This window comes from Knoellia sp. S7-12 (assembly GCF_040518285.1).
In the GTDB taxonomy this organism is placed as follows: domain Bacteria; phylum Actinomycetota; class Actinomycetes; order Actinomycetales; family Dermatophilaceae; genus Knoellia.
The window spans coordinates 1,359,841-1,382,688 of record NZ_CP155449.1 but is presented as its reverse complement, the minus strand read 5'-3'; the positions used below and the strand labels follow the sequence as shown (position 1 = coordinate 1,382,688).

Genomic DNA, 22,848 nt, shown 5'->3' with positions numbered 1-22,848 from the left:
CGTCGCTGGGCTCCTCACTGTCCCAACGGGCAATAAGTCGAACGGTCAGTTTGGAGTGGAGGTCAATCGGTGCTGCTCGTCGGTGAGCCACATCCCGAGCAGGCCGCCGAAGTGGCCCTCGAACTTCTCCCACTCGTGCGGCGGATAGGTCTGGTGGATCGTGGAGCGCAGCAGGGTGCTGAACTCGTCTGACCCGATCCAGTCGTGCACCATCTCATCGACGTGCGGCAGTGAGGTGGCGCAGAACTCCTGGTAGCGCTCGGTCTCGAAGTAGTTGTTCGACATGCCCTGGTATGCCGCGAGCTTGCCCTGGTAGTCGAGCGCCCCGTCGTCCGCGATGGCGAACCACGGGTCGATGTCGACCTGGGTGCGAGCCTTGCGGCCCGTGACGGTGCAAAAGACCGACCACCGGAGCAGGGCCTTCATCGCCCACGGGAAGTAATAGTGCAGGGACGTGACCGACACGTCAGGGCAGGCGTTCGCGTAGTCGATGGGGTGGACGACCCCGTCCTTCACGAGCATCTCGCAGGAATTGAACTCCCACCGGAAGAACGCGTTGACGGTCTGCGCGATGGTGATCGCCTCACGCCCGGTCTCCTCGGACAGGAAGCCGTGATCGACGGCATAGCGGTTGTGCATCGGCTCGTCGGGCCGGAAGTTCATCACCATTGTCTCGGGTCCGATCGTGAGCGCCCTTGCAAACACCTCGAATCCGTCCACCGACTTCTGCAGGTGCATGAGCATCTCACCGGACTCGTCATAGGCATGGTGCAGGGCCTCGCGGTCCTTGATCATCGACACCCCACGCCACGCGCCGCCGTCGAACGGCTTCATGAAGAGGGGGTAGCCGATCTTCTCGGCGATGCCAGCAAGGTCGAACTGCTGGTTGTAGCGGCTCGACGTGTAGGCCCAGCGCGCGTTGTCGACCGGGTTCTTGTAGGGCACGAGCACCGTGTCCGGGACGTGCATCCCCAGCCGCATCAGCGCGCAGTAGGCCGAGTGCTTCTCCATGGACTGGAACGTGAACGGGCTGTTGAGCAGATAGACGTCGTCCATGAGCGAGACCTTCTTGAGCCACTCGCGCGGGTGGTAGTACCAGTGGGCGAGTCGATCGATGACGAGGTCCTGGCGCGGCTGGTCGCGCAGGTTGAACGGCTCGATCGACAATCGCTCCGTCGTCACCCGGTGGTCGGCCCCGTCTGCCGTGCGGATCACTCCGAGCCGCCGAGCCATCGCCTCGAACGCTGTGGGCCAGTCGTCCTCGGCGCCGAGGAGGAGCCCGATGAGGTGGTCGGTCTTCGGTGCCATGTGTGCGTCCTTCGTCGTTCGTGTTGCAGGGTTGGGTGGTGCAGCAGGTTCACTGGGTCAGGCAGTTCAGACGAAGCGTGGGAGGTGGTGCGCGAGCTGTCTCTGCCACCACGGCCAGTCGTGGGCAGAGTCATGTCCCCACACGTCGAGCTCGTGGCGAATGCCGCTCTCCCGCAACAGTCCCGCGAAGGCGCGGGTCGAGCTCAGCGCCCCCGTCGGGCTCTCCTCGAACGGCCCCTCCCCCACGACGAGCAGGATCGAGAGGTGTTCACGCAGCCACTCGAGGTGCTCACCATGCAGACCTGGCACGTATGCCGTGGGGTTGGCAAAGTAGGTCGCGTCGCCGAGATCGCCCCAGGCGTTCCAGGTCGTCGGGTCATAGTTGCCGGAGAACCCGATCGCCAACGGGGCCAGGTCCGCGCGCTGCAGGGCGAACTGCACCGCGTGATAGGCACCGAGAGAGACCCCGAAGGTGATCAGCTCGGTTTCACCACTGGTTTGGTCGGCAATCCACGGGACGACGGCGTGCTCCAGCCAGGACTGATAGGCACCGTGTCGGGCGGCCCGCTCATCGGTGGGGACGTCATTGGCCGACCAGGTCCAGCCATCCAACGAGTCCACCGCAAAGACACTCACCCGGCCGGCCTCGACCAGGTCTCGGATGGAGTCGAGCATCCCGTGAGCCTCGAAGTCCGCAGCACTTCCTCCCTCACTGGGGAATGCCAGCAACGGTCGGCCGTAGTGTCCGTGGCGCACCACCGTGAGCTCGACGTCATGGCCGGGCAGTCGGAGTCGGGCTTCGGCGCGGTGCATGCGCTCTATCCTTGCGCCTTCCCCCACACGTCCCGCAACACTTCGGTGAGATGAGGGTCCAGCGCGTCGCGCCACGCCGTGTAGTTGTGGAGGTCGGCCAACTCGGTGTGGGTGACATGGTGACCCGCGCGCTGCAGCGCCGCAGCCATCACTCGGTTGTTGCCGACGTTCTCCTCGAGGGAGCCGCACGTCAGCCCGATCCGCAGTGGCCGGCTCGTGGAGCGAGTGTCGAGGATCTCCTGGACCCGGCGTGAGATCCGCCCGAAGTACTTGTAGGAGCTCTCCTGTTCATCGAGCCGAGCATGGAAAAACGACCCTGACTGCGAGAAGACCCCACCGATGTCATCGACGTCGAGCAGCCCGACGAGCAGAGCCGTGAGACCTCCGAGGCTGGCACCCATGACGACCACCGGGCCGGCGATCGGCGCCTGGTCGTGGAGCCGCGCAATGCCCTCTCCCGCAATGGTTCTCAGATACTTGGGCGACCCGGAGTACCACGCGTCACGAAGCACCGGATGCACCAGCGCGACCCGGTGTGGGGGCAGCACGCCGGACGCGATCATGGCTCCGGAGAAGTGCGTGATCGAGGCCAGCTGGTCGTACTCAGGGCCATCGTGGACGAGCAGGAGCGGCAGTGCCAGCCCCTCAGTCCCCTCCGGCGCCCACACCGTCACCGGCACGTCGTCCGTGGTCTCACCCGCAAGTGACATCGGAGTGAAGCCACCGACCACAGAAGGTGCAGACAGCCAGGACGGCACGGCATACCCCGGCATCTGCATCACGGAACGTGAGCCGAACGCGGTCTCGACCACAAGGCTGTTGTCCGGGTCGAGTATCGTCTCGGCTGCGACGCCGTCCGCAGTCGGTCGGGTCACGGTGAAGCGGTACTCGATGCGCTGGAGGTCAGCTCGCGGCAGGGAAAGTTCCCAGACGCCATCGACGAGGGTGAACTCGCGACCGCCCGGGATGACCGGGTCGCAATCCAAGGAGGCTCCCACCACGTCTGACATGCCCCCCGGAACGAACCGGAACCGGACGTGGTCGTCGAGCAGTTTGGGTGGCACCTCAGAAGAGGGCGTTCATCAGCGCGGTGCGGCCCTTGCGCACGCGCTCGTCGTGGTTGCCGACGACGTTGAAGAGGTCGAGCAGGTGGGTGCGCGCCTTGTCGCGGTCGGCACCCTCGGTCGCCTTGACCGTGTCGATGAGGCGGGTGAAGGCGTCAGCGACATGGCCGCCGAGGACATCGAGGTCGGCCACGGCGATCTGCGCGTCGACATCTTCAGGATCGTCCGCAGCCGCAGCGCGGACCGCCTGGACGTCCAGGCCATCGGTGCGCAGCATGAGCCGCACCTGTGCGAGACCGAGCTCGGCTTCGTGGTCCTTGGGATTGGCCGCCAGTGCCTTCTCGTATGCCGCCACGGCAGCCTCGAGGTCACCGCGGTCGATCGCGTCGTAGGCCTCCTGGATGAGCGGGGGAAGCGCCGGCATCTCGTCCTCGCCCGCTCCAGCGGCAGCACCCGCGACCGGACCGAGTTCGACTCGCCCGGTGACGCCGTTCTGGACGGCGGCCTGGACGAGCTGGTCGAGGATCGTGCGGATCTCGTCGTCCTGGGGCAGGCCCGGGAAGAGCGGCACCGGCTGGCCCTGGAGGAGTCCGAAGGTCACCGGCACGCTGAGCTGGCCGAACGCCTGGACGATGACCGGCTGGAACGCCTGGAGGATCGACGGCGAGTTCTGGACATCGGCGGAGATGACGAAGACTCGCCCGTCGAGCTGGGCCGCGACCGCGGCCACTCGCTCGGCGAGACCGACCGTCTGCTCGTGGGCGGAGGACCATATGACGAGGACGGCAGGGACCTGGAGGGTCCGGTTCATCACCTCGGTGAAAGTGGCGTCGGTGACCTCCACGAGGAGGCCCTCTGGCAGGCCCGTCGCGTTGCCGCCCGGACCCCCCGGACCCCCCAGACCCCCCGGTGCAGCACCGGGCTTGGCACCGGGTGCAGCCGCACCCGGTGCGGGAGCACCGGATGCACCCGCAGCGGGGGCGAGAGCGGACAGGTCGATGACGCCGCGGGCGCCGGAGAACGGAGTGGGGGTGGTGCTCATGTCCATGATTGTCTCAAAGACACAACCGGCCCCACGCCGGAGGGCGTGGGACCGGTTCGTATCGAGGTGTCAGCTCACTGAGCGGTCGCCGAGACGATCTGCTCGTCAGCGCCGACGGTCGCTGCAGCGCCCGTGGCGGGGACCACCATGATGACGTTCTCGAGGCTGTTGATGGTGATGCTCTTGCTCGCCTTGGTCTTGCCGACGAGCTTGCTGAAGGTGCCCGGGATGTTGAGCTCCTTGGCCGCTGCGCTCGCCGTGATGACGTCTCGGCGCGTGAGCTGGCCGAACGTCACGGTGCCACCATCCGCGAGGCGGAACGCGATCGTGTTCTTGGCGACGGGCGCATGCGTCTGGCTGAAGGAGGCGAGCGACCCCAGCGACTTGACCTGCGCCGCTGCCGACGCGCGCAGTGCGGTGGCATAGGCATCGGTCGTCGTGACCGCCTTGGAGGCCGCCGGCTTCGGGTAGTTCAACGCTGCGGCGTACGCCGTGAGCGCTTCCGTGGGAGCGAGCGGTGCACCCGCCTTGTCGGCGGCCTTGACGAGTGGCGAGCCCACAGCGAGGTCACCCAGGGCCGGCACACTCGTGCCGGGGAGCATCGGGACGGACGCATAGACCTTGAACGGGTCGGCCGCAGCCGTTGACATGAGCACGTGCAGGCTCTGGGTCTTGCTCGCCTGATCGAGGGTGCCGACGAGGATGGCGCGGGGCCAGGCCTTGCCGCGCGAGACCGCAATGACCTGAGGGTTGTTCACCTTCTGCAGCGGGTCCGATGCGGCGACGGTGCCGAGCTTGGTGGCGGCCTGAGCCTGCGCCAGAGCTGCGTCGGCGAGCACGGCCGACTGGGCCTTGGCAGCAGCGGCACCCTTGGTGCCTCGCGCAGCCGTGGCCGCGTCAAGGACTCGAGTGGCGACGCTCTCGGCGCCGTCAACGTTGAGTGGTGCCGTGTCGGTGCGTTCGACAGGCGCGTCACGCAGTCCGACGATGCTGTCGCCGAGGCCGCAGCCGGTCAGGCTCGCGGCGAGGGCCAGGCTGGCGATCGAGGTGGTGAAGATGCGGCGGTTCATGCGGTCTCCTCCTCGGGGGTCGACGCGGGTCGGGGACGCACCGGAACGGCAGGGGGCATCAATGCCGTGTCCGAGTCACCGCCGTCGTGGTCGTCCTGACCGTCAGCATCACCATGCGGGCTGGTGGGCTTGCCCGTGGCGTTCCGCGAGCTCCACAGCAGGCTCAGTCCACTCAGCAGCAGGAAGAGGCCGACGAGGGCGGCGATGACAGATTGGACGAACCAGGACTTGCGCTCCCACGTCAGGTCCACGCGCTCGATCTGGCCCTTGGTCGCCTGGGCGATGACGGCCTCGGGCGCGTTGGCCTGCTCGATGGTCATCGACACGGAGCCCTCACCGGTCTTGACGCTGCGCCACACGTCGGACGTCGCGAGCGCCGGCGTGGCGCCGGACCCGCTGGTCGTGGCCTCGAGCTGCCACGGCCTCGTGCTCACACCGGTGACGGACGTGTGCGCGGTCTTGCTGAGGAGCGCCTCGGCGTCGGACGGTGCGGCTGCGGCGAGCCAGACGGCGCCTCCCTTGCGGGGGACTGCCGTGACCTTGACGACGCCGTCGATCCGGTTGAGCACGGTCTGCGGCACGAGCACGGGGTTGGTGCCGGAGGCCGACGTGGAGAAGGTCGCGGTACCGCTGCCACCGAGGTGGAAGGTGTACCAGAGGCCGATAACGGTGAGCACCAGGCCGATGAGGGCGAGGAGGCCACCGACGACCCGCTTGGCGAGCGTGGGCATGCAAGGTCCTTTGTTTTGGAACACGGGACGTGAGCAAAATGTCTCATTTTGGTCACGGACTGCTCTCCACCATGACAAAGGAGTGTCTCCGGAGCCAAATCGACTGCCCCCGCATATGCCGGGAAGGCGCCCTCACGATGCTCCTCGCCGACGCAGTGGCCGCGCCCGTCAGTCGTGCGGGACAGGCTCCTCGACGAAGTCCCCGGCGGCGACCCGCACCCCTCTGAGCAGGGAGAACAGCGCCTTCTGTTCTTCGCCATCGAGCATCCCCAGCCCGAATTGCGCGGTCTCCAGATCCGCCGTCGTCGCCTCCATCGCGGCCCGGCCGGTGTCGGTGATCACAGCGAAGGCTCCCCGCCGGTCAGCCGGGTTGGCGACGCGCTCGACGAAGCCCTGAGCCGCGAGCCGCTGCACGATGTTGGTTGCGCTCGTGGGGTGCACCATGAGGCGCTCACCTATGCGCCCCATCGACAGCTGACCCTCACGACTGAAGGTGAGGAGGACGAGCGCCTCATAGCGCGCGAACGTCAGGCCGTGCCGTCCGGCGATGGCGTCGAACTCGGTGATGAGCAGCTGCTGCACCCGCATGATCGACGTGGCCGTGACCATCGGCGCCGCCTGGCTCCGCTCGCCCCATCGCGCACGCCAGAGCTCGCCGGCGCGCGCGATGGGGTCGAAGGGCAGCTTGAGGTCCTTGGGCACAGGAGCACGCTAGTCGCCCCCGTCCGGAAGCACCCCAACTCAGGAGTCCCACGACCCAGTCCTTGCGATTGCGCTTCAGGGAGTTTGGTCGGTGAGCGGTGCGGAAGGCGTCGCGGGAGGTGGTGCGGAGGTGGGCGCGGTGAGCAGTTCGGAAGGGCCTGAGGCGGCGGGAGCCTGCGCGTCGGACAGCTTGGCAATGGTTGCGGCGGCGCGGCGCACCGCTCCCGGCGGGACCTCGGCGACGAGGTCGTCGAGGAAGGCAAAGCGCCGCCGCACCGAGCGTGCGGCTGCGTTCGAGGTCGGCTGGAGGCGCACGCGCTGCCACCAGTCGGCGAGGTCTCCCCAGCCCGGTGCCGCGAGCGACCCACCGAACTCCTGCACGGCGAGACTGGAGCACAAGGTGGCGAAGTTCATCCGGTCCAGGAGCGGCCACCCGGCGAGGCTGCCGACGAGCATTCCGGCGTCGAAGACGTCGCCGGCACCGGTCGGGTCGATCGCATCGACGCGCAGCGCGGGGACCGAGGCCTCTTCACCGGTCACCGAGTCGATGGCGAGGGCACCGTCGCGACCGTTGGTGACGACGGCGAGCGGCACGAGGTCGGCGAGCGCATAGAGCGCGTCGTGTGCCGAGTCCGTCCGCGTGTAGGCCATGGCCTCGGTGGAGTTGGGCATGAAGGCGTGGCAGTACTTCAGTTGATCGAGGACCCCGGCGGACCACCGCCCCGTGGGGTCCCATCCCACGTCGGCGAACAGCAGCGCACCGTCGGCGGCAGCCTGCTCGACCCACTGTCGCTCGGGGTGGCCCTGGCCCAATGGCCGATCGGCGTCGAGGTCGAGGAGGACCGAGCGTGCCCGTGGCGCCGTCCCGATCATCTCGGTCGCCGACTGCGGCGCGTCGTGCCCGTGCGTGATCATGCGGCGGTCTCCCCCGACAGACACCGAGACGGTGACCGGTGTGTGCCAGTGCGGGTATCGCTGCGACCGTGACAGATCGATGCGTTCCTGCTCGGCCAAGGATCTCCAGCAGAACTCGCCGTAGTCGTCGTCCCCGAACGCCGCGCCCAACGAGGTCTTGAGCCCGAGTCGGGACGCGGCGACGGCAAGGTTGGCGATCCCGCCGGGACACGAACCCATCCCCTCGGCCCAGACCTCGGTGCCGCTCTTGGGCATCGCCGCGAGCCCGGTGAAGATGATGTCGAGGAAGACCGTGCCCTGCACAAAGACGTCGACCACCGGGTCGTCGTCACGGCGCAGCGACGCGAGCGGGTCAAAGACGTGGTCCACCGTCACCTCGCCATCGTGTCCTGCCTCCTCCCACACTGCAAGGACATTGGCACCGGTTGCTACGTTGGCGATTGTGATGGAGTCGAACGACTGTCGATACCCATGAAGCTGACGATTCTCGGTGGCGGAGGCTTCCGAGTCCCCCTCGTCCACGGCGCGCTGCTGCGTGACGAGTCCGAGGGCCGGGTCACCGACGTCGTCCTGCACGATCTCGACGAACAGCGTCTTGGCGCGATGACCCAGGTGCTCACCCAGGCTGGCGCCAACCACAGGCACGCGCCCCGGGTCAGCGCCACCACCGACCTCGACGAGGCCCTGCGAGGCGCCGACTTCGTCTTCTCCGCGATCCGGGTCGGAGGCCTGGCTGGTCGCACGCTCGATGAGCGGGTCGCCCTCGATCTCGGCGTCCTGGGCCAGGAGACGACCGGTCCCGGCGGCCTCGCCTATGCCCTGCGCACTGTTCCGGTGGCCGTCGACATCGCCCGACGCGCGCGCGAGGTGGCGCCCGACGCGTGGTTCATCAACTTCACCAACCCGGCGGGCATCGTGACCGAGGCGATGCAGTCCGTGCTCGGCGACCGCGTCATCGGTATCTGCGACTCACCAATTGCCTTGGCCCGTAGGGCAATTGGTGCGCTTGGTCTTGATCCGACCGCGACCGAGATCGACTACGTCGGCCTCAACCACCTCGGGTGGCTGCGGGGCCTGCGGGTCGACGGCACGGACCACCTCCCCCGACTCGTCTCGGATCCGATCGCACTCCAGACCCTCGAGGAGGGACGGCTCTTCGGTGCCGACTGGATCCGGGCCCTGGGCGCCATTCCCAATGAGTACCTCTACTACTACTACTTCGGTCGTGAGGCCCAGGCCTCGATCCTGTCCGCACCACAGACGCGTGGAGAGTTCCTCCGCGACCAGCAGGACGCCTTCTATGCCACGGTCGCGAGCCACCCCGAGATTGCATCCGCCGAGTGGAACAGAGTGCGCGAGGAGCGCGACGCGACCTACATGCGTGAGGCCCGCGCCGAGGACGAGGAGCGCGACGAAGCCGACGTCGCAGGTGGCGGCTACGAAGGCGTCGCGCTCGCGATCATGGCCGCGATCGGCCGTGGTGAGACCTCGTCGATGATCCTCAACATCCGCGGTGGCGGAGCCGTGCCGGGTATGCCGGACGATGCCGTTGTCGAGATCCCGTGCGTCGTGGACCACGACGGTCCGCACAGGAAACCCCTGGCGCCGGTCGAAGGCCACATGCTCGGCCTCATGCAGCAGGTCAAGGCCGTCGAGCGGCTCGTCATCGAGGCAGCCACGACGGGCTCTGAACAGGCTGCGGTCAAGGCATTCGCGCTGCATCCGCTCGTCGACTCGGTGACGACGGCGCGGTCGTTGTTCGAGGGTTATCGACGGGCTCACCCCGAGCTCGCCGCCCTCTTCGCCACGCCCTAGACCTTCAGGCGCGCGGCCAGGGGCGCCTGGCGGGTGGCATCGCTGGCCATCCCGACTCGGGCCAGCCTGGCGGCCGAGGAGCGCATCGAGCACGCAGCAGTCTGACGCGAGCGCCGACGCTTTGCGCGGTGAGTCAGCTGTCGGTGAGTGCGGCTTCCAGCCGCTCAAGCTTGCCCTCGAGCTCACCCGTGCGACCTGGCCGGATGTCGGCCTTGAGCACGAGCCCGACCCGCGGGCCGTGGGCTGCGACGGCGTCGACGCAGGCCTTCACGACGGCCATGCACTCGTCCCATTCACCCTCGATCGTGGTGAACATCGAGTCGGTGCGATGGGGCAGACCGCTCTCGCGGACGATGCGCACGGCATCGGCGACAGCACCGGTGACTCCTCCCTGGTCGTCGGCGACGGACGGGGAGACGGAGAAGGCAACAAGCATGGACCTACCGTATGTCGTCCGGCTCAGCCCGCGTCCGGCGCCAGGAACGTATGGACGAGCGGCACCACGCCGGCGCCCTCACCGCTCGCGGAGGCAACCCGCTTCATCGAGCCGCACCGGATGTCACCAGCCACATAGATGCCGGGCACCGTCGTCGCATAGGGCTCCGGCGGACGGCCGCCCTGCCACGACTGCCACGGGGTGTCGGCCCCTGAGAGCACGAAGCCACGGTCGTCCCTCGCCACCTCCTGCGGTAGCCAGTGGCAGGTCGGCTGCGCGCCGAGCAACAGGTAGAGCCCTGCGGCGTCGACCCGCTCGTCTGCTTCGGAGTCGACGTCACGCAGGGTGAGCCACTCGAGGTGGCCTTCGCCGCCACCGTCGGTCACGACGGTCCGCGGTCGGATGGTGATACGCGGGTTCCCCTCGATCTCTCGGATGAGGTAGTTCGACATCGTCGCGGCGAGCCTCTCCCGACGCACGAGGATGGTCACGTGCTTGGCGAAGCGGGACAAGTGCACTGCGGCCTGCCCGGCGCTGTTGCCACCGCCCACGACATAGACGTCCTTGTGCTTGACCTCTTGTGATGTGCTCGCCGCCGCACCGTAGTTGACGCCGCGGCCGACGAGGCTCTCGAGCCGCTCGACGCCGAGGCGCCGGTAGTCGACCCCCGTCGCGATGAGCACGGTGCGACCACGCACGGCGGCGGCGCCGAGCTCGACGACGTGGCAACCGTCGGGACCCTCCGCGATCCGCAGGCCAGTCACCTCCTGGCCGGCGAGGAATCGCGCACCGAAGCGGACGGCCTGTGATCGCGCACGCTGCGCGAGCCGCATACCGGAGATCCCCCGCGGGAAGCCGAGATAGTTGCGGATCATCGAGCTCGTCCCGGCCTGTCCGCCGATTGGCCCCTGGTCGATGATCAGGGTGTCGAGCCCCTCGGACGCCGCATAGACGGCAGCACCGAGACCAGCAGGCCCGGCACCGACGATGACGAGGTCGCAGATCGCGTCCTCACCGATGTCCGTGGGGCGTCCATAGAGCGCCGCCCCGAGATCGGCGTTCGTGGGCCGGGACAGGGGCTGTTCACCGTTTGGCGCGTGAAGCACTGGCAGCTCCGCGCCCGAGCCGGCCAACGCCAGCACCTCGATGCCCGCGGGACTGTCCGGGGCATGCACCGTGTTGGGCATGCCCATGCGGTCGAGGAAGTCTCGGATCCGGCTCAGGTCGGGCGAGGGACCGTCGGCGATGATCCGGGTCCCGTCGATCTCGGACGGGTTGACCGACTGCGCCCAGTCGGACAGCGTCTCGGAGATTGCCGTGTGGAACTCCTCGTCCCGCGGCCCCTGCGGAAGCATGAGGTAGAGGTCGAGCCGGCCCTCGGCGAGGCTCTCCCGCATGACGGCGACCGACCCGCGGAAGCGTTCGACCGGGACATAGACGAGTCGGCGGGCGCTCGGCATGAACTTCTGGAACTTGGCGAGCAGGTGGGTGGCCTTCTCACCCTCCGCGAAGAACTCGCAGGCGGCCAGCGCAACCGGGCGACTGCCGGTCTTGAGATCCGTGAGGACCTCGATGATCTCCTCCATGGTCGAGGGGGCGATGATCTCGTAGTCGACCGAGTAGCGCTGGGAGAGGACGTCGACCATGGCCTGGCGATACTCGGCGCCGAGGACGAGGATGACAGGGGTCGGACGCGTGCCTGGAGGTGTCACCCGGGCAACGCTACTGGCGCTCGGGCTCCCCGGTGAGCCGGTCAACGACCTGGTGCGCTGCGGCATACACATCGGTTGCGCCGGAGGCGACCGCGCTGGCAAGTTCGTCCGACACCAGTCCACCCCCGTCCCCACCGAGCCGACGCCGCAGCGTTGCGAGGGCGATGGCTTCGATCTCTGCCTGTGCCCGCCGACGCCGACGCTCCGTGAGCGCACCGGACGATGTGAGCCAGTCCCGGTGTGCCGCAAGAGAATCGACAAGATCCGGTATGCCGTCGCCTCGGCTTGCGACGGTCCTCACCACCGGGGTCCGCCAGTCGACGGAACGTTCGCGGTTGCCGAGCTGGATCATGTGCCGCAGATCGCGGACGGTGTCGTCGGCACCGTCCCGGTCGGACTTGTTGACGACGAAGATGTCGCCGATCTCGAGGATGCCCGCCTTGGCCGCCTGGATGCCGTCGCCCATCCCCGGCGCCACGATGACGACGGTCGTGTCAGCACGGGCCGCGACCTCGACCTCGGACTGCCCCACTCCCACGGTCTCGAGCAGGACGACGTCGAACCCCGCGGCGTCGAGGACGCGCAGGACCTGGGGGGTCGCGAACGACAGCCCACCGAGGTGACCACGCGAGGCCACCGAGCGGATGAAGACACCCGAATCCGTGGCGTGCTGCTCCATCCGGATGCGGTCACCGAGCAGCGCGCCACCGGAGAAGGGCGACGACGGGTCGACCGCGAGAACGGCGACTCGCTTGCCCTGCGCGCGAAAAGCCGCGATGAGAGCCGCCGTGGTCGTGGACTTGCCCACCCCTGGCGATCCCGTGAGACCGATGATGTGGGCGCCGCCGGTGTGCTGCGCGAGCGCTGCCATGACCTCGGGCAGCGCGGGGTGACCGTCCTCGACCAGCGAGATGAGCCTCGCCACCGCACGCGAACGCCCCTCTCTCGCTTGCTCAACGAGAGAGGGGACGTCGACACTGCGAGGTGTCTGCGCGATGGCGGTGGACCCTGGGTTCAACAGACGCTCAACGAGTTGGTGGGGTGCTCAGTTGTCCGAGGGCACGGTGATGAGCAGGGCGTCGCCCTGACCGCCACCACCACAGAGGGCGGCCGCACCGGTGCCGCCGCCACGACGCTTGAGCTCGTGGGCGAGGGTGAGGACGACACGGGCGCCCGACATGCCGAGCGGGTGACCCGTGGCGATGGCTCCGCCGTTGGGGTTGACGATCTCGGGGTCGACGCCGAGCTCCTTCGTCGAGGCCAGGCCGACTGCGGCGAAGGCCTCGTTGATCTCGATGGCAGTGAGGTCGGCCGGCGTGATGCCCGCGCGCTCGCACGCCTTCTTGATCGCGTTGGCGGGCTGGCTCTGCAGGCTCGAGTCGGGGCCGGCGACGACACCGTGGGCACCGATCTCGGCGAGCCAGGACAGGCCCAGCTCCTGCGCCTTGGACTTCTTCATGACGACGACGGCACAGGCACCGTCGGAGATCTGCGAGGCCGAGCCGGCGGTGATGGTGCCCTCCTTGGCGAAGGCCGGGCGGAGCTTCGAGAGCGACTCGGTGGTGGTGTCGGCGCGGATGCCCTCGTCCTCCTTGAACTCGATCGGGTCACCCTTGCGCTGCGGGACAGACACAGCGATGACCTCGTCGTCAAAGAGCCCGTCCTTCCAGGCCTTCGCGGCGAGCTGGTGGCTGCGCGCGGCAAAGGCGTCCTGCTCCTCGCGGGTGAACGCGCTCGCGTCGACGTTGCGGGACTCGGTGAGCGAGCCCATGGCCTGGTTGGTGAGGACGTCATAGAGACCGTCGAAGGCCATCGAGTCCTGCAGCGTGACGTCGCCGTACTTGTAGCCGTCGCGGCTCTTGGGCAACAGGTGCGGAGCGTTGGTCATCGACTCCTGGCCACCGGCGACGACGACCTCGAACTCACCCGCACGGATGAGCTGGTCCGCGAGCGCAATGGCGTCGATGCCGGAGAGGCAGACCTTGTTCACTGTGAGCGCCGGGACGCTCATCGGGATACCGGCCTTCACGGCGGCCTGACGGGCGGGGATCTGGCCCTCGCCTGCGGTGAGGACCTGGCCCATGATCACGTAGTCGACGTCCTCGGGCTCGACGCCCGACTTCTCCAGGGCGCCCTTGATGGCGAACCCCCCGAGGTCGGAGCCACTGAAGCCCTTGAGGCTGCCGCTCATGCGGCCCATCGGGGTCCTCGCCCCCGCGACGATGACTGTGGGGTCGGTGTTCTGGGTCGGGGCGGTGCTCACTGCGGTCCTCCAACGTCGGTGTCGGGCTTGAGTGCCCAAGGGGCTCCCATGATGCTAGCCACTCCCCCGTCCCGGGCAGAACGGCGCTGTGACGGACGTCCCGTAGGTGTCCATCACCACACCCGCAACACCTGTATGCCACCCCCTCACCTCCCTAGTCTTCTCCCATGAGTTCAACCCAGCCTCGGGCCTCCTCGGTCGCGTCCCTGTTCACGGCGATCGACCATGTCGGCGTCGCCGTGCACGACCTCGACGAGGCGATCGCGTTCTACCGCGACACCTACGGCATGACGCTGGCGCACGCAGAGGTCAACGAGGAGCAAGGCGTTCGCGAGGCGATGATGGCGGTGGGTGACTCCGGCTCGCACATCCAACTGCTCGCGCCCCTTTCGCCCGAGTCGACCATCGCGAAGTTCATCGACCGCAGCGGCCCCGGCGTCCAGCAGGTCGCCTACCGCGTTGCCGACATCGACGGCGTGAGCGCGACCCTGCGCGAGCGCGGCCTGCGCCTCCTCTATGACGAGCCCAAGCGCGGTACGTCGAACTCACGGGTGAACTTCATCCACCCCAAGGACGCTGGCGGCATCCTCGTCGAGCTCGTCGAACCCGCCTCCGACGGACCCGCCCCCACCCCCACCCACTAACCCCCGACTTATTGCGCAAAACGTCGGTTCACCCCACTGATTGCGCAATCCGTCCCAGCACGACGCATCACCTGACCTGACCCACCCAGATCAAGGAGCACCACCACTCATGGACCAGATCCGCGACGCCATCCTCAGCGGTGACCGCACCGAGGAGACCTACGCGAACCTCTCCATCCCCGCCACCTACCGGGCGGTGACCGTCCACAAGGACGAGGTGGGCATGTTCGAGGGTCTGACCGCCAAGGAGAAGGACCCGCGCAAGTCCCTCCACATCGACGACGTTCCCGTCCCCGAGCTCGCTCCGGGCGAGGCCCTGGTCGCGGTCATGGCCAGTGCCATCAACTACAACACCGTGTGGACTTCCATCTTCGAGCCGGTCTCGACCTTCGGCTTCCTCGAGCGCTACGGCCGCACCTCCGAATACGCGAAGCGCCACGACCTGCCCTACCACATCGTGGGTTCCGACCTCGCTGGCGTCGTGCTCCGCACCGGCCCGGGCGTCGGCAAGTGGAAGGTCGGCACGGAGGTCGTCGCCCACTGCCTGTCCGTCGAGCTCGAGGACGCTGACGGCCACAACGACACGATGCTCGACCCGCAGCAGCGGATCTGGGGCTTCGAGACCAACTTCGGTGGCCTCGCCGAGCTCGCGATCGTCAAGACCAACCAGCTCATGCCCAAGCCGACGCACCTGAGCTGGGAGGAGGCAGCCTCCCCCGGTCTGGTGAACAGCACGGCATACCGTCAGTTGATCTCCAAGAACGGCGCCGCCCTCAAGCTCGGAGACCGCGTCCTGATCTGGGGCGCCTCCGGCGGCCTGGGTTCCTACGCGACGCAGATGGCGCTCGCCGCCGGGGCGACGCCGATCTGCGTCGTCTCCTCGCCCGAGAAGGCCGAAATCTGCCGGGCGATGGGCGCCGAGCTGATCATCGACCGCAACGCTGAGGGATACCGGTTCTGGAACGACGAGAACACCGAGCAGGACCCCAAGGAGTGGCAGCGCCTCGGCAAGAAGATCCGTGAGCTCACGGGGGGCCACGATGTCGACATCGTCTTCGAGCACCCGGGTCGAGAGACCTTCGGCGCCAGTGTCTATGTGGCGCGCAAGGGCGGCACGATCGTCACCTGCGCGTCGACCTCGGGCTTCATGCACGAGTACGACAACCGCTACCTCTGGATGAACCTCAAGCGCATCCTCTCTTCGCACTTCGCGAACTACCGCGAGGCGTGGGAGGCCAACGAGCTCATCAACCGCGGCCTCATCCACCCCACACTGTCCAAGACCTACCCGATGGACGAGGTCGGCCAGGCCGCGCTGGACGTCCACAAGAACCTGCACCAGGGCAAGGTCGGCGTCCTCACTCTCGCTCCGGAGGCCGGCCTCGGCATCACCGATCCCGAGAAGCGCGCCAAGTACGAGACCGAGATCAACCGCTTCCGCGACGCCTGACCCTCAAGCCACAGGACCAGCCCACCTGCGTATGCCGGTGGGCTGGTTTCTCCTGAACCCGTGCGAGCGACGCGTGGCGCCCTCCGGTGGGCGCGTCGGGACGTCGGCCTGTGTACGAGAGCCGAACGGTCTGCGAGAGGCGTGTCGCTGAGCGCCCACCGGAGGGCGCAAGCGTCGCGGAACGGTCCGGAGCGAACCTATTGGTGACGCTGGCGAGGGATGAGCACCTCGTCGACGAGGAGCAGCAGCGCAGCAGCCACCGGGATGGCGAGCAACGCACCGAGCACGCCGAGCAGGGTGCCGCCCGCAAGAGCTGCGACCACCGTGAGGGCGCCGGGCACCGAGACGGTGCGCTGCATGATCTTGGGGGCGATGACGTAGTTCTCGATCTGTTGGTAGACGAGGTAGTAGATCGCTGCGATGAGCGCGACCCGGGGCTCGTCGAAGAACGCCACGAGGCACACCAGCGTGGCTCCGAGGCTCGCGCCGACCATCGGGATGAGCCCGAGGAAGCCGGTGAGCACGGCGAGCACCGCGCCATACGGGATGCCGAGCACCGACATCATCAGGTAGCTCAGGATCGCGTTGATCGTGGCGATCGACACCTGCCCGATGGCGTAGGAGCCCGTGCGCCGCATGATCTCCTCGCTCAGCTGCGCGAAGCGGTTGCGGCGGCTCGCCGGCACCATGGCATTGGCCGTCCGCTTCATCTTGGGCAGTGCCGCGAGGAAGTAGAGCGTGAGGATGAGGATCGTGAAGGTCTGGAAGACCCCGTTGAGGACCGCTCGGCCGGCTCCGAGGACTCCGCCGAGTACCGAGCTGATGAAGGTCTCGTCGGTGAGGCGCTTGTTGAACTCCTCGTTGATCTTGTCGACCACGTCGTAGTTCTTGTCGAGCTCCTGGACCCAGGACGTGTTGAGAATCCGGTCCAGATAGGTGGGAGCCTGCTGGACGAGCTCACTGCCCTGGCTGACCACAGGGGGGAAGACGAGCAGACCGAGAAGGATGAAGACGACGACCACGCCGAGGAAGACGATGCCCACCGACAGTGAACGCTTGAGGCCGCGGCGGCCCAGCCACTCGACCAGCGGGTTGAGCGCGAGCGTGAGGAACAGCGCGACGACGAGGATGGTGAGGGTCGTCGCAAGCCGTCCGAGCGAATGCCAGAGACCAATGGCGAGGAGGGCACCGAGCGCGCCGACGAAGCCGAGATAGAAGGGTGAGTGTCGGTTCATGGGACGGCCCATCTCGCCGAACTGGGTCATCCCGGAACTGTCGGGGGCACGACGCCCGGCGGTCGCGTCCGCAGCGTCTGCTCCGGTGGCCCCGGCTGCGCCGGACTCCTCGGCTCCCGCTGGTGCGTCGCTCTCATCGCCGAGGACGTCGTTCATGAGGCTCCGCTCGAGGTGCTCGTCCTCGTAGCGGATGCGGTTGCTCTCACGCAGAGCGGCGCGCTGACGCTGGCGATACTCACGCCAGCCGCGCACCGAGTTCTTGCCCCAGCTCAGGTTCACGTGGCCTCCTCGATCGCTAACCTATCGGGGATCACCGCAGGTCAGCGGATTGCGCCCCGCGGGTGTCGACGCTCGCGCGCGGCCCAGCACGGAGTGTGCCAGTGCCGACGGTCCCCGACCCCGCCGACCCCTTCCTCGGGCCAGGCGACGACGTGAGGCGTTCCCGGCACAACGTCCTGCTCGCAGCCGGGGCACATGTAGGCGCGTTCCGAGGACTCACCGGTGAGACGCCGCACCGTCCAGCGCTGACCGGCATACGACTCGGTGGTCGTGCCACCGCGACCGAGGCGCCCCATCGCGAGGGGCACGTCGTCGGGACGTCGTCGGTTGGCGCGAGGCATGGGTCAAGCGTCGCAGATTCGTCCCGGAGCCACTGTCACCGGCGCCTGAGAGGGTGCTGACATGAGTGACACGTGGGACATGGTGCACGCGGAGCGGGTGGCCCTCATCCGGGACCTCTCGGGTCTCGACGAGGCCCAGTGGCGTCAGCAGTCGCTGTGCGGCGACTGGACCGTGAGGGAGGTGGCGGCCCATCTGGTCCACAACGCCCGCACGACCAGGCTCGGGTTCGTTGTCGCCATGGCCCGAGCCCGCTTCGACTTCGACCGGCAGAATGCGATGGGTGTGGCCAGCGAGCTGGGCGCCTCGTCCGCCGACACCCTCGAGGGGCTACGCGCGGTGGCCGACCGCCGGTCCGGACCACCTGCACCGCTCGACAGCCGTCTCGTCGAGGAGGTCGTCCACGGCGAAGACATCCGGCGACCCCTCGGCCTCCCTCGGGCCTACTCGCCCGAGGCCGTCGAGCGGTCGCTGCGCTATCAGGCCCGGACATCGGTCGGCATGGGTGGCGGCAAACAGCGCGTCGCCGGCGTGACCCTGCGCGCCACGGATGCCGACGTGGTCATCGGCGACGGGCCCGAGGTCAGCGGCACCGTCCTGTCGCTCCTGCTCGTCGTCTCGGGTCGCCGTGAGGCACTGGCCGACGTGGGGGGACCCGGAGTGCCCGCCCTGACCTGACGCCGAGCAGATCCACCGACCCGCCGATCGGGAGGCTCTCAGGTCTGCTGCGCTCAGGTGCGGACGCGGGCGCTCGTCGGGTCGTAGAGCGGTCGGAGCGAGACCCTCGCCGGGATGCGCCTGCCGGCGATGTCGACCTCCCACGTGCCGTCCTCGAGCCACGCCTTGGTCACCGGGCCGTCGGACGTCACCGCGGCGATGCCGACCGCACCACCGAGCGTCCAGCCGTACGACGCGGATCGCACGTCACCGACCGGCACACCGTCACGCAGCAGCACCTCGGCACCGAACATCAATGGTTCCGGATCGGTGAGCAGCACCTGGACGAGCTTCTCGTGACGCGGCTGCTCGCGCTCGGCGATTACCGCCTCGCGCCCGATGAAGTCGTGCTCGAGGTCGACGGCGAAGCCGAGACCGGCCATCCCGACGGTGTCGGTGTTGTCGATGTCGTGGCCGTAGTCGCGGTACGCCTTCTCGAGACGGAGCGAACCGAGCGCTCGGAGCCCGACGGGACGGATTCCGTATGCCGTGCCCTCCGAGCGCAGCACGCTCCAGAGCTCTGCGGTCCGGTCGCGCGGGAGGTAGAGCTCATAGCCGAGCTCTCCCACATAGGTGATGCGCACGCACAGCACCTCGATTTCGGCGAGGATGATCATGCGCGCGGTGCGGAAGGGGAACGCCTCGTGCGACAGGTCGGCGTCGGTCAGGGCGTCGAGCAGCGCGCGCGAGCGCGGGCCCTGGACGTTGAGTTGACCGGTCGCCACGGTGACGTCCTCGATCGTGAGGTCGGCGTCGCCGACCTGTCGTCGCAGCCACGCGAGCGTGTGCCCGTGGGCGGTGTCGGATGCGACGACGAGGAAGTCGTTCTCGCCGCGTTTGGTCACGGTGAGGTCGGCCTCGAGCCCGCCGTCGGGCCCGAGCCACTGCGTGTAGGTGATCCGGTCGACGTCCCCGTCGACGTGACCAGCGCTCACCCGCTCGAGGACGACGCCGGCGTCCCTCCCTCCGACCACGAACGTCGCCATGAACGACATGTCGATGAGACCCACGGCCTCCCGAACGGCCCGGTGCTCGGCCTCCCACGCGTCGAACCACGGCTGCCGACTCCACGAGGGGGTGACGTGCGCATCCTGTCCGTCACCGGCATACCAGTCCGCGCTCTCCCAGCCCGAGACGTCCTTGAGCCGTGCCCCCGCGGCGACCATGTCCTCATGGACGGGCGAGACGAAGGTGCCGCGTCCGGTGAGGAGCTCGATGCCGGGCGTGTGCGCGGCATACGTCTTGCCGAGGACCTCGGTGACACGGTCGCGTCGGTAGTCGCGCTGGAGCTGGTGCGGCATGAAGCGGGCGACGTCGATCGCCGTGACGTCGACGTCGGGGCGACCGCTCGCGATCCATTGCGCGACCACGCGTCCCAGCCCACCACTGCTGAGGATGCCGACCGAATTGAGGCCTGCCGCAACGAAATAGCCCTGCAGGCCGGGCGCCTCTCCCACGGCAGGCAACCGGTCGGGAGTGAACGACTCGGGTCCGCAGAAGAAGGTCCGCACGCCTGCCTCCAGGGTCACCGGCACCCGCGACATCGCCGCCTCCAGGGCCGGCGCCATGCGGTCCCAGTCGGGCGGCAGCGTGCCGAAGGAGAAGTCCTCGGGGATGCCATCGAGGTTCCAGGCGGCCGCGACCGGCTCGAACAGCCCGACCATCATGCCGCCGCCCTCTTCGCGGTAGTAGCCGTAGCGTGCCGGGTCCTCGAACACCGGACCGTTGGGGTCGAGCCCGGGGATGGTGTCCGTGATGAGGTAGTAGTGCTCGGCGGCCTGGTTGGGGATGACGACGCCGTGCCGCTCCCCCAGCTGGCGCGCCCACATGCCGGTGCAGTTGACGACGGTCTCGCACTCGATGTCACCCGCGCTGGTGCGGACGCCGGTGACACGAGGCAGGGCGCCGTCGGTGCGGGTGATGACGTCGCCAGCGGTGACGCCCTCGACGATGCGCACCCCGAGGTTCTTGGCCCCGCGGGCCAGCGACATGGTGAGGTCGACCGGGTTGACGCGACCGTCGCCGGGCACGTGGAAGCCGGAGATGAGACCGTCCATGTCGGCAAGCGGGAAGAGCTCGGCCATCTCGCGCGGGCTGATCTCGTTGACCTCGAGCCCGAGACGGCGTTGGAAGGTCGCGACCCGGCGGTACTCCTCGAGCCGGTCGGTGTCGCCCACTGCCTCGATGAGGCCCACCGGCCGGAACCCCGTCGACAGTCCGGTCTCGGCCTCGAGCCGCGCAAAGAGGTCACGCGAATTCAGGCGGATCCCGGTGAGGGTTTCGCTCGTCGTCCCGAAGCACGTCATCAGTCCGGCCGCGTGCCATGTGGTGCCACTGGTCAGACGGTCGCGCTCGATGAGGACGACGTCGGTGACCCCCTCGTGGGCGAGGTGGTAGGCGATGGAGGCGCCGATCACCCCGCCGCCGATGATGACGACCTGGGCGCGGGCGGGGAGCTTCGTTGCGGCACTCACACGCGGAGGTTACCCACCCCAGCGCGGGTCAGGCGTAGGTGCGGAAGCCGCGCCCCGTCTTGCGACCGAGGTAGCCCGCCGTCACGAGGTGCTCGAGCAGGGGCGCGGGTGCATATCCCGGCTCGCGGAACTCGATGTAGAGCTCGCGCTCGATCGCCAGCGACACGTCCAGACCGACGACGTCGAGGAGCTCGAACGGCCCCATCGGCAGACCACAGCCGGTCTTCATCGCAGTGTCGATGTCATCAGCAGAGGCGTAGTTGGCGTCGAGCATCTTGATCGCGTCGTTGAGGTAGGGAAAGAGCAGTGCATTGACGATGAAGCCCGAGCGGTCACCACAGGTCACCGGGTGTTTGCCGATCTCGCGACACAACTCCTGCACGGTCGCGACGACGTCGTCGCCGGTCGACACGGTGTGCACGACCTCCACGAGCTTCATGATCTGCGCCGGGTTGAAGAAGTGCATGCCGACGACGTCCTCCGGCCGCGAGGTCACCCTCGCGCAGTCGATGATCGGCAGGGACGAGGTCGTCGTGGCGAGGATTGCGCCGGGCTTGCAGATCTTGTCGAGCTCGCGAAAGAGCTCCTGCTTGATCTCGAGGTCCTCGGCGATGGCCTCGACGACGAGGTCGACCTCGGCGAGGTCGGCGCGTTCCGTCGTCGGGTGCAGGCGCGCGAGCAGCTCGTCGGCCTCCTGCTGGGTGGCGCGACCCTTCTCGACGGCGCGGGCCTGCGATTTCTCGATCGCGGCACGGACACCGTCAAGCTTGTCCTGGCTGCGGGCCACAAAGGTGACGCTCTTGCCGGCCTTGGCGAAGACCTCGATGATGCCCGTCGCCATCGTGCCGGAGCCGACGACGCCGACCGACGAGATCTCGCGCAGCTGCACGCCCTCGGTGACACCGTCGACGGGCGTGTGCACATCGGTGACGACCTCGGGCGAACCGGCCGCGGCATACGTGTAGAAACCCCGCCCGGTCTTGCGACCCTTGAGACCGGCGGACACCATCTGCTTGATGATCGGGCTGGGTGCGTGGAGGCGGTCGCGTCCCTGCTTGTACATCGTGTCGAGAATCTCGTATGCCGTGTCGAGACCGATGAGGTCGAGCAGCGCGAGCGGTCCCATCGGGTAGCCGCAGCCGAGCTTCATCGATGCGTCGATGTCTTCACGCGTCGCGTAGCGGCTCTCGAACATCGACACCGCGTGGTTCAAGTAGCCGAAGAGCAGGGCATTGGCGATGAAGCCGGCCTTGTCGCCGACGATGACCGGCTTCTTGTCGATCCGCTCGGCGAGTGCCTTGACGTCCTCGAAGACGTCGTCAGCGGTGATGACCGTGCGGATGACCTCGACGAACTGCTGGACGGGCGCCGGGTTGAAGAAGTGCATGCCGACGACTCGCATGGGGGTGCTGGTCGAGGCAGCGATCTCGGTGACGGGCAGCGACGACGTGTTGGTCGCGAGGATGGCGTCCGGTGCGACGATCGCATCGAGCTTGGCGAAGATCTCCTTCTTGAGATCCAAGTGCTCGGGCACGGCCTCGACGACGAGCTGGCAATTCGCGAGCGACTCGAAGTCGGTCGCATAGCTGACGTGCCCGTGCAGGGTGTCATGGGCGGCCTGGTCGATCTTGCCGCGGTCGAGCGCGCGACCCGTGGACTTGCTGAGGAAGGAGCGACCTCGCTCGACCGCCTCATCCGTGACATCGACCGCGACGACGTCGATCCCGTTGCGCGCGAACACCTCCACGATTCCGGCACCCATGGTGCCCAGCCCGATGACGCCTACCTTGGTGAACTCACGTGACATGGTCGGAGTCTCCCAGAGTGGGACTGCAGTGT

General features: G+C 68.0%; 20 protein-coding genes. 4 read left to right on the top strand and 16 right to left on the bottom strand.

All coding sequences use genetic code 11. The features are described 5' to 3' along the window. Positions 1-45: 45 nt before the first annotated feature. From V6K52_RS06695 to V6K52_RS06660, 8 genes are all read right to left on the bottom strand, one after another. Positions 46-1,308, bottom strand: coding sequence for a hypothetical protein (locus V6K52_RS06695; protein WP_353953106.1), 1,263 nt, complete (start codon positions 1,306-1,308; stop codon positions 46-48). A 66-nt stretch (positions 1,309-1,374) separates the two neighbouring features. Further along, a complete protein-coding gene (locus tag V6K52_RS06690) occupies positions 1,375-2,121 on the bottom strand; it encodes an alpha/beta hydrolase-fold protein (protein ID WP_353953105.1) in 747 nt (248 codons plus the stop codon). Between the two features lie 5 nt (positions 2,122-2,126). Next, complete coding sequence (locus V6K52_RS06685; RefSeq protein ID WP_353953104.1) at positions 2,127-3,107, bottom strand: alpha/beta hydrolase-fold protein; 981 nt, start codon at positions 3,105-3,107, stop codon at positions 2,127-2,129. 79 nt (positions 3,108-3,186) lie between these two features. Next, positions 3,187-4,227 (bottom strand): tetratricopeptide repeat protein, encoded by a 1,041-nt coding sequence (locus V6K52_RS06680; protein ID WP_353953103.1) that lies wholly within the window; start codon positions 4,225-4,227, stop codon positions 3,187-3,189. Positions 4,228-4,301: 74 nt separating this feature from the next. Then, the gene (locus V6K52_RS06675; RefSeq protein ID WP_353953102.1) at positions 4,302-5,297 is read right to left on the bottom strand and encodes a hypothetical protein; all 996 of its coding nucleotides are present in this window, start codon (positions 5,295-5,297) and stop codon (positions 4,302-4,304) included. Beyond that, positions 5,294-6,028 carry a hypothetical protein gene (locus V6K52_RS06670; protein ID WP_353953101.1) on the bottom strand — a complete coding sequence of 245 codons (735 nt, stop codon included), beginning with the start codon at positions 6,026-6,028 and terminating at the stop codon, positions 5,294-5,296. The genes V6K52_RS06675 and V6K52_RS06670 overlap by 4 nt, the downstream gene beginning before the upstream one ends. Positions 6,029-6,196: 168 nt before the next feature. Next, on the bottom strand, positions 6,197-6,730 hold the full coding sequence (locus V6K52_RS06665; protein ID WP_353953100.1) for a MarR family transcriptional regulator: 534 nt from the start codon (positions 6,728-6,730) through the stop codon (positions 6,197-6,199). Positions 6,731-6,805: 75 nt separating this feature from the next. Continuing rightward, complete coding sequence (locus tag V6K52_RS06660) at positions 6,806-8,020, bottom strand: PfkB family carbohydrate kinase (protein ID WP_353953099.1); 1,215 nt, start codon at positions 8,018-8,020, stop codon at positions 6,806-6,808. Between the two features lie 96 nt (positions 8,021-8,116). Here V6K52_RS06660 and V6K52_RS06655 point away from each other — a divergent pair, with 96 nt between their 5' ends. Beyond that, positions 8,117-9,460, top strand: a complete 1,344-nt coding sequence (locus tag V6K52_RS06655; RefSeq protein ID WP_353953098.1) for a 6-phospho-beta-glucosidase — start codon at positions 8,117-8,119, stop codon at positions 9,458-9,460. A gap of 133 nt (positions 9,461-9,593) precedes the next feature. Here V6K52_RS06655 and V6K52_RS06650 read toward each other — a convergent pair whose 3' ends face one another. The 4 genes from V6K52_RS06650 to V6K52_RS06635 are packed head-to-tail and all read right to left on the bottom strand — an operon-like array spanning position 9,594 to position 13,871. After that, entirely contained in the window at positions 9,594-9,896 is a 303-nt protein-coding gene (locus V6K52_RS06650) for a thiamine-binding protein (protein ID WP_353953097.1), read from the bottom strand. A gap of 23 nt (positions 9,897-9,919) precedes the next feature. Next, positions 9,920-11,608 carry an FAD-dependent oxidoreductase gene (locus V6K52_RS06645; protein ID WP_353953096.1) on the bottom strand — a complete coding sequence of 563 codons (1,689 nt, stop codon included), beginning with the start codon at positions 11,606-11,608 and terminating at the stop codon, positions 9,920-9,922. 10 nt (positions 11,609-11,618) lie between these two features. Then, entirely contained in the window at positions 11,619-12,605 is a 987-nt protein-coding gene (gene meaB, locus V6K52_RS06640; protein ID WP_353953729.1) for a methylmalonyl Co-A mutase-associated GTPase MeaB, read from the bottom strand. Positions 12,606-12,653: 48 nt separating this feature from the next. Continuing rightward, positions 12,654-13,871 carry an acetyl-CoA C-acetyltransferase gene (locus tag V6K52_RS06635; protein ID WP_353953095.1) on the bottom strand — a complete coding sequence of 406 codons (1,218 nt, stop codon included), beginning with the start codon at positions 13,869-13,871 and terminating at the stop codon, positions 12,654-12,656. A gap of 167 nt (positions 13,872-14,038) precedes the next feature. Here V6K52_RS06635 and mce point away from each other — a divergent pair, with 167 nt between their 5' ends. After that, positions 14,039-14,515: a methylmalonyl-CoA epimerase gene (gene mce, locus V6K52_RS06630; RefSeq protein ID WP_353953094.1), complete on the top strand. Its 477-nt coding sequence runs from the start codon at positions 14,039-14,041 to the stop codon at positions 14,513-14,515. Between the two features lie 109 nt (positions 14,516-14,624). Further along, positions 14,625-15,965 (top strand): crotonyl-CoA carboxylase/reductase, encoded by a 1,341-nt coding sequence (ccrA, locus tag V6K52_RS06625; RefSeq protein ID WP_353953093.1) that lies wholly within the window; start codon positions 14,625-14,627, stop codon positions 15,963-15,965. Between the two features lie 197 nt (positions 15,966-16,162). Here the strand turns inward: ccrA and V6K52_RS06620 are convergent, their stop codons facing one another. Both V6K52_RS06620 and V6K52_RS06615 read right to left on the bottom strand, forming a co-directional pair. Next, a complete protein-coding gene (locus V6K52_RS06620; RefSeq protein WP_353953092.1) occupies positions 16,163-17,479 on the bottom strand; it encodes an AI-2E family transporter in 1,317 nt (438 codons plus the stop codon). A 41-nt stretch (positions 17,480-17,520) separates the two neighbouring features. Then, entirely contained in the window at positions 17,521-17,820 is a 300-nt protein-coding gene (locus V6K52_RS06615; protein ID WP_353953091.1) for a hypothetical protein, read from the bottom strand. A 61-nt stretch (positions 17,821-17,881) separates the two neighbouring features. Between V6K52_RS06615 and V6K52_RS06610 the strand changes: the two genes are divergently transcribed. Next, positions 17,882-18,496, top strand: a complete 615-nt coding sequence (locus V6K52_RS06610; RefSeq protein WP_353953090.1) for a maleylpyruvate isomerase family mycothiol-dependent enzyme — start codon at positions 17,882-17,884, stop codon at positions 18,494-18,496. Between the two features lie 53 nt (positions 18,497-18,549). Here V6K52_RS06610 and V6K52_RS06605 read toward each other — a convergent pair whose 3' ends face one another. Together V6K52_RS06605 and V6K52_RS06600 are read right to left on the bottom strand one after the other, a co-directional pair. Then, positions 18,550-21,009, bottom strand: coding sequence for an FAD-dependent oxidoreductase (locus V6K52_RS06605; RefSeq protein ID WP_353953089.1), 2,460 nt, complete (start codon positions 21,007-21,009; stop codon positions 18,550-18,552). Between the two features lie 28 nt (positions 21,010-21,037). After that, entirely contained in the window at positions 21,038-22,816 is a 1,779-nt protein-coding gene (locus tag V6K52_RS06600) for a 3-hydroxybutyryl-CoA dehydrogenase (protein WP_353953088.1), read from the bottom strand. Positions 22,817-22,848 lie beyond the last annotated feature (32 nt).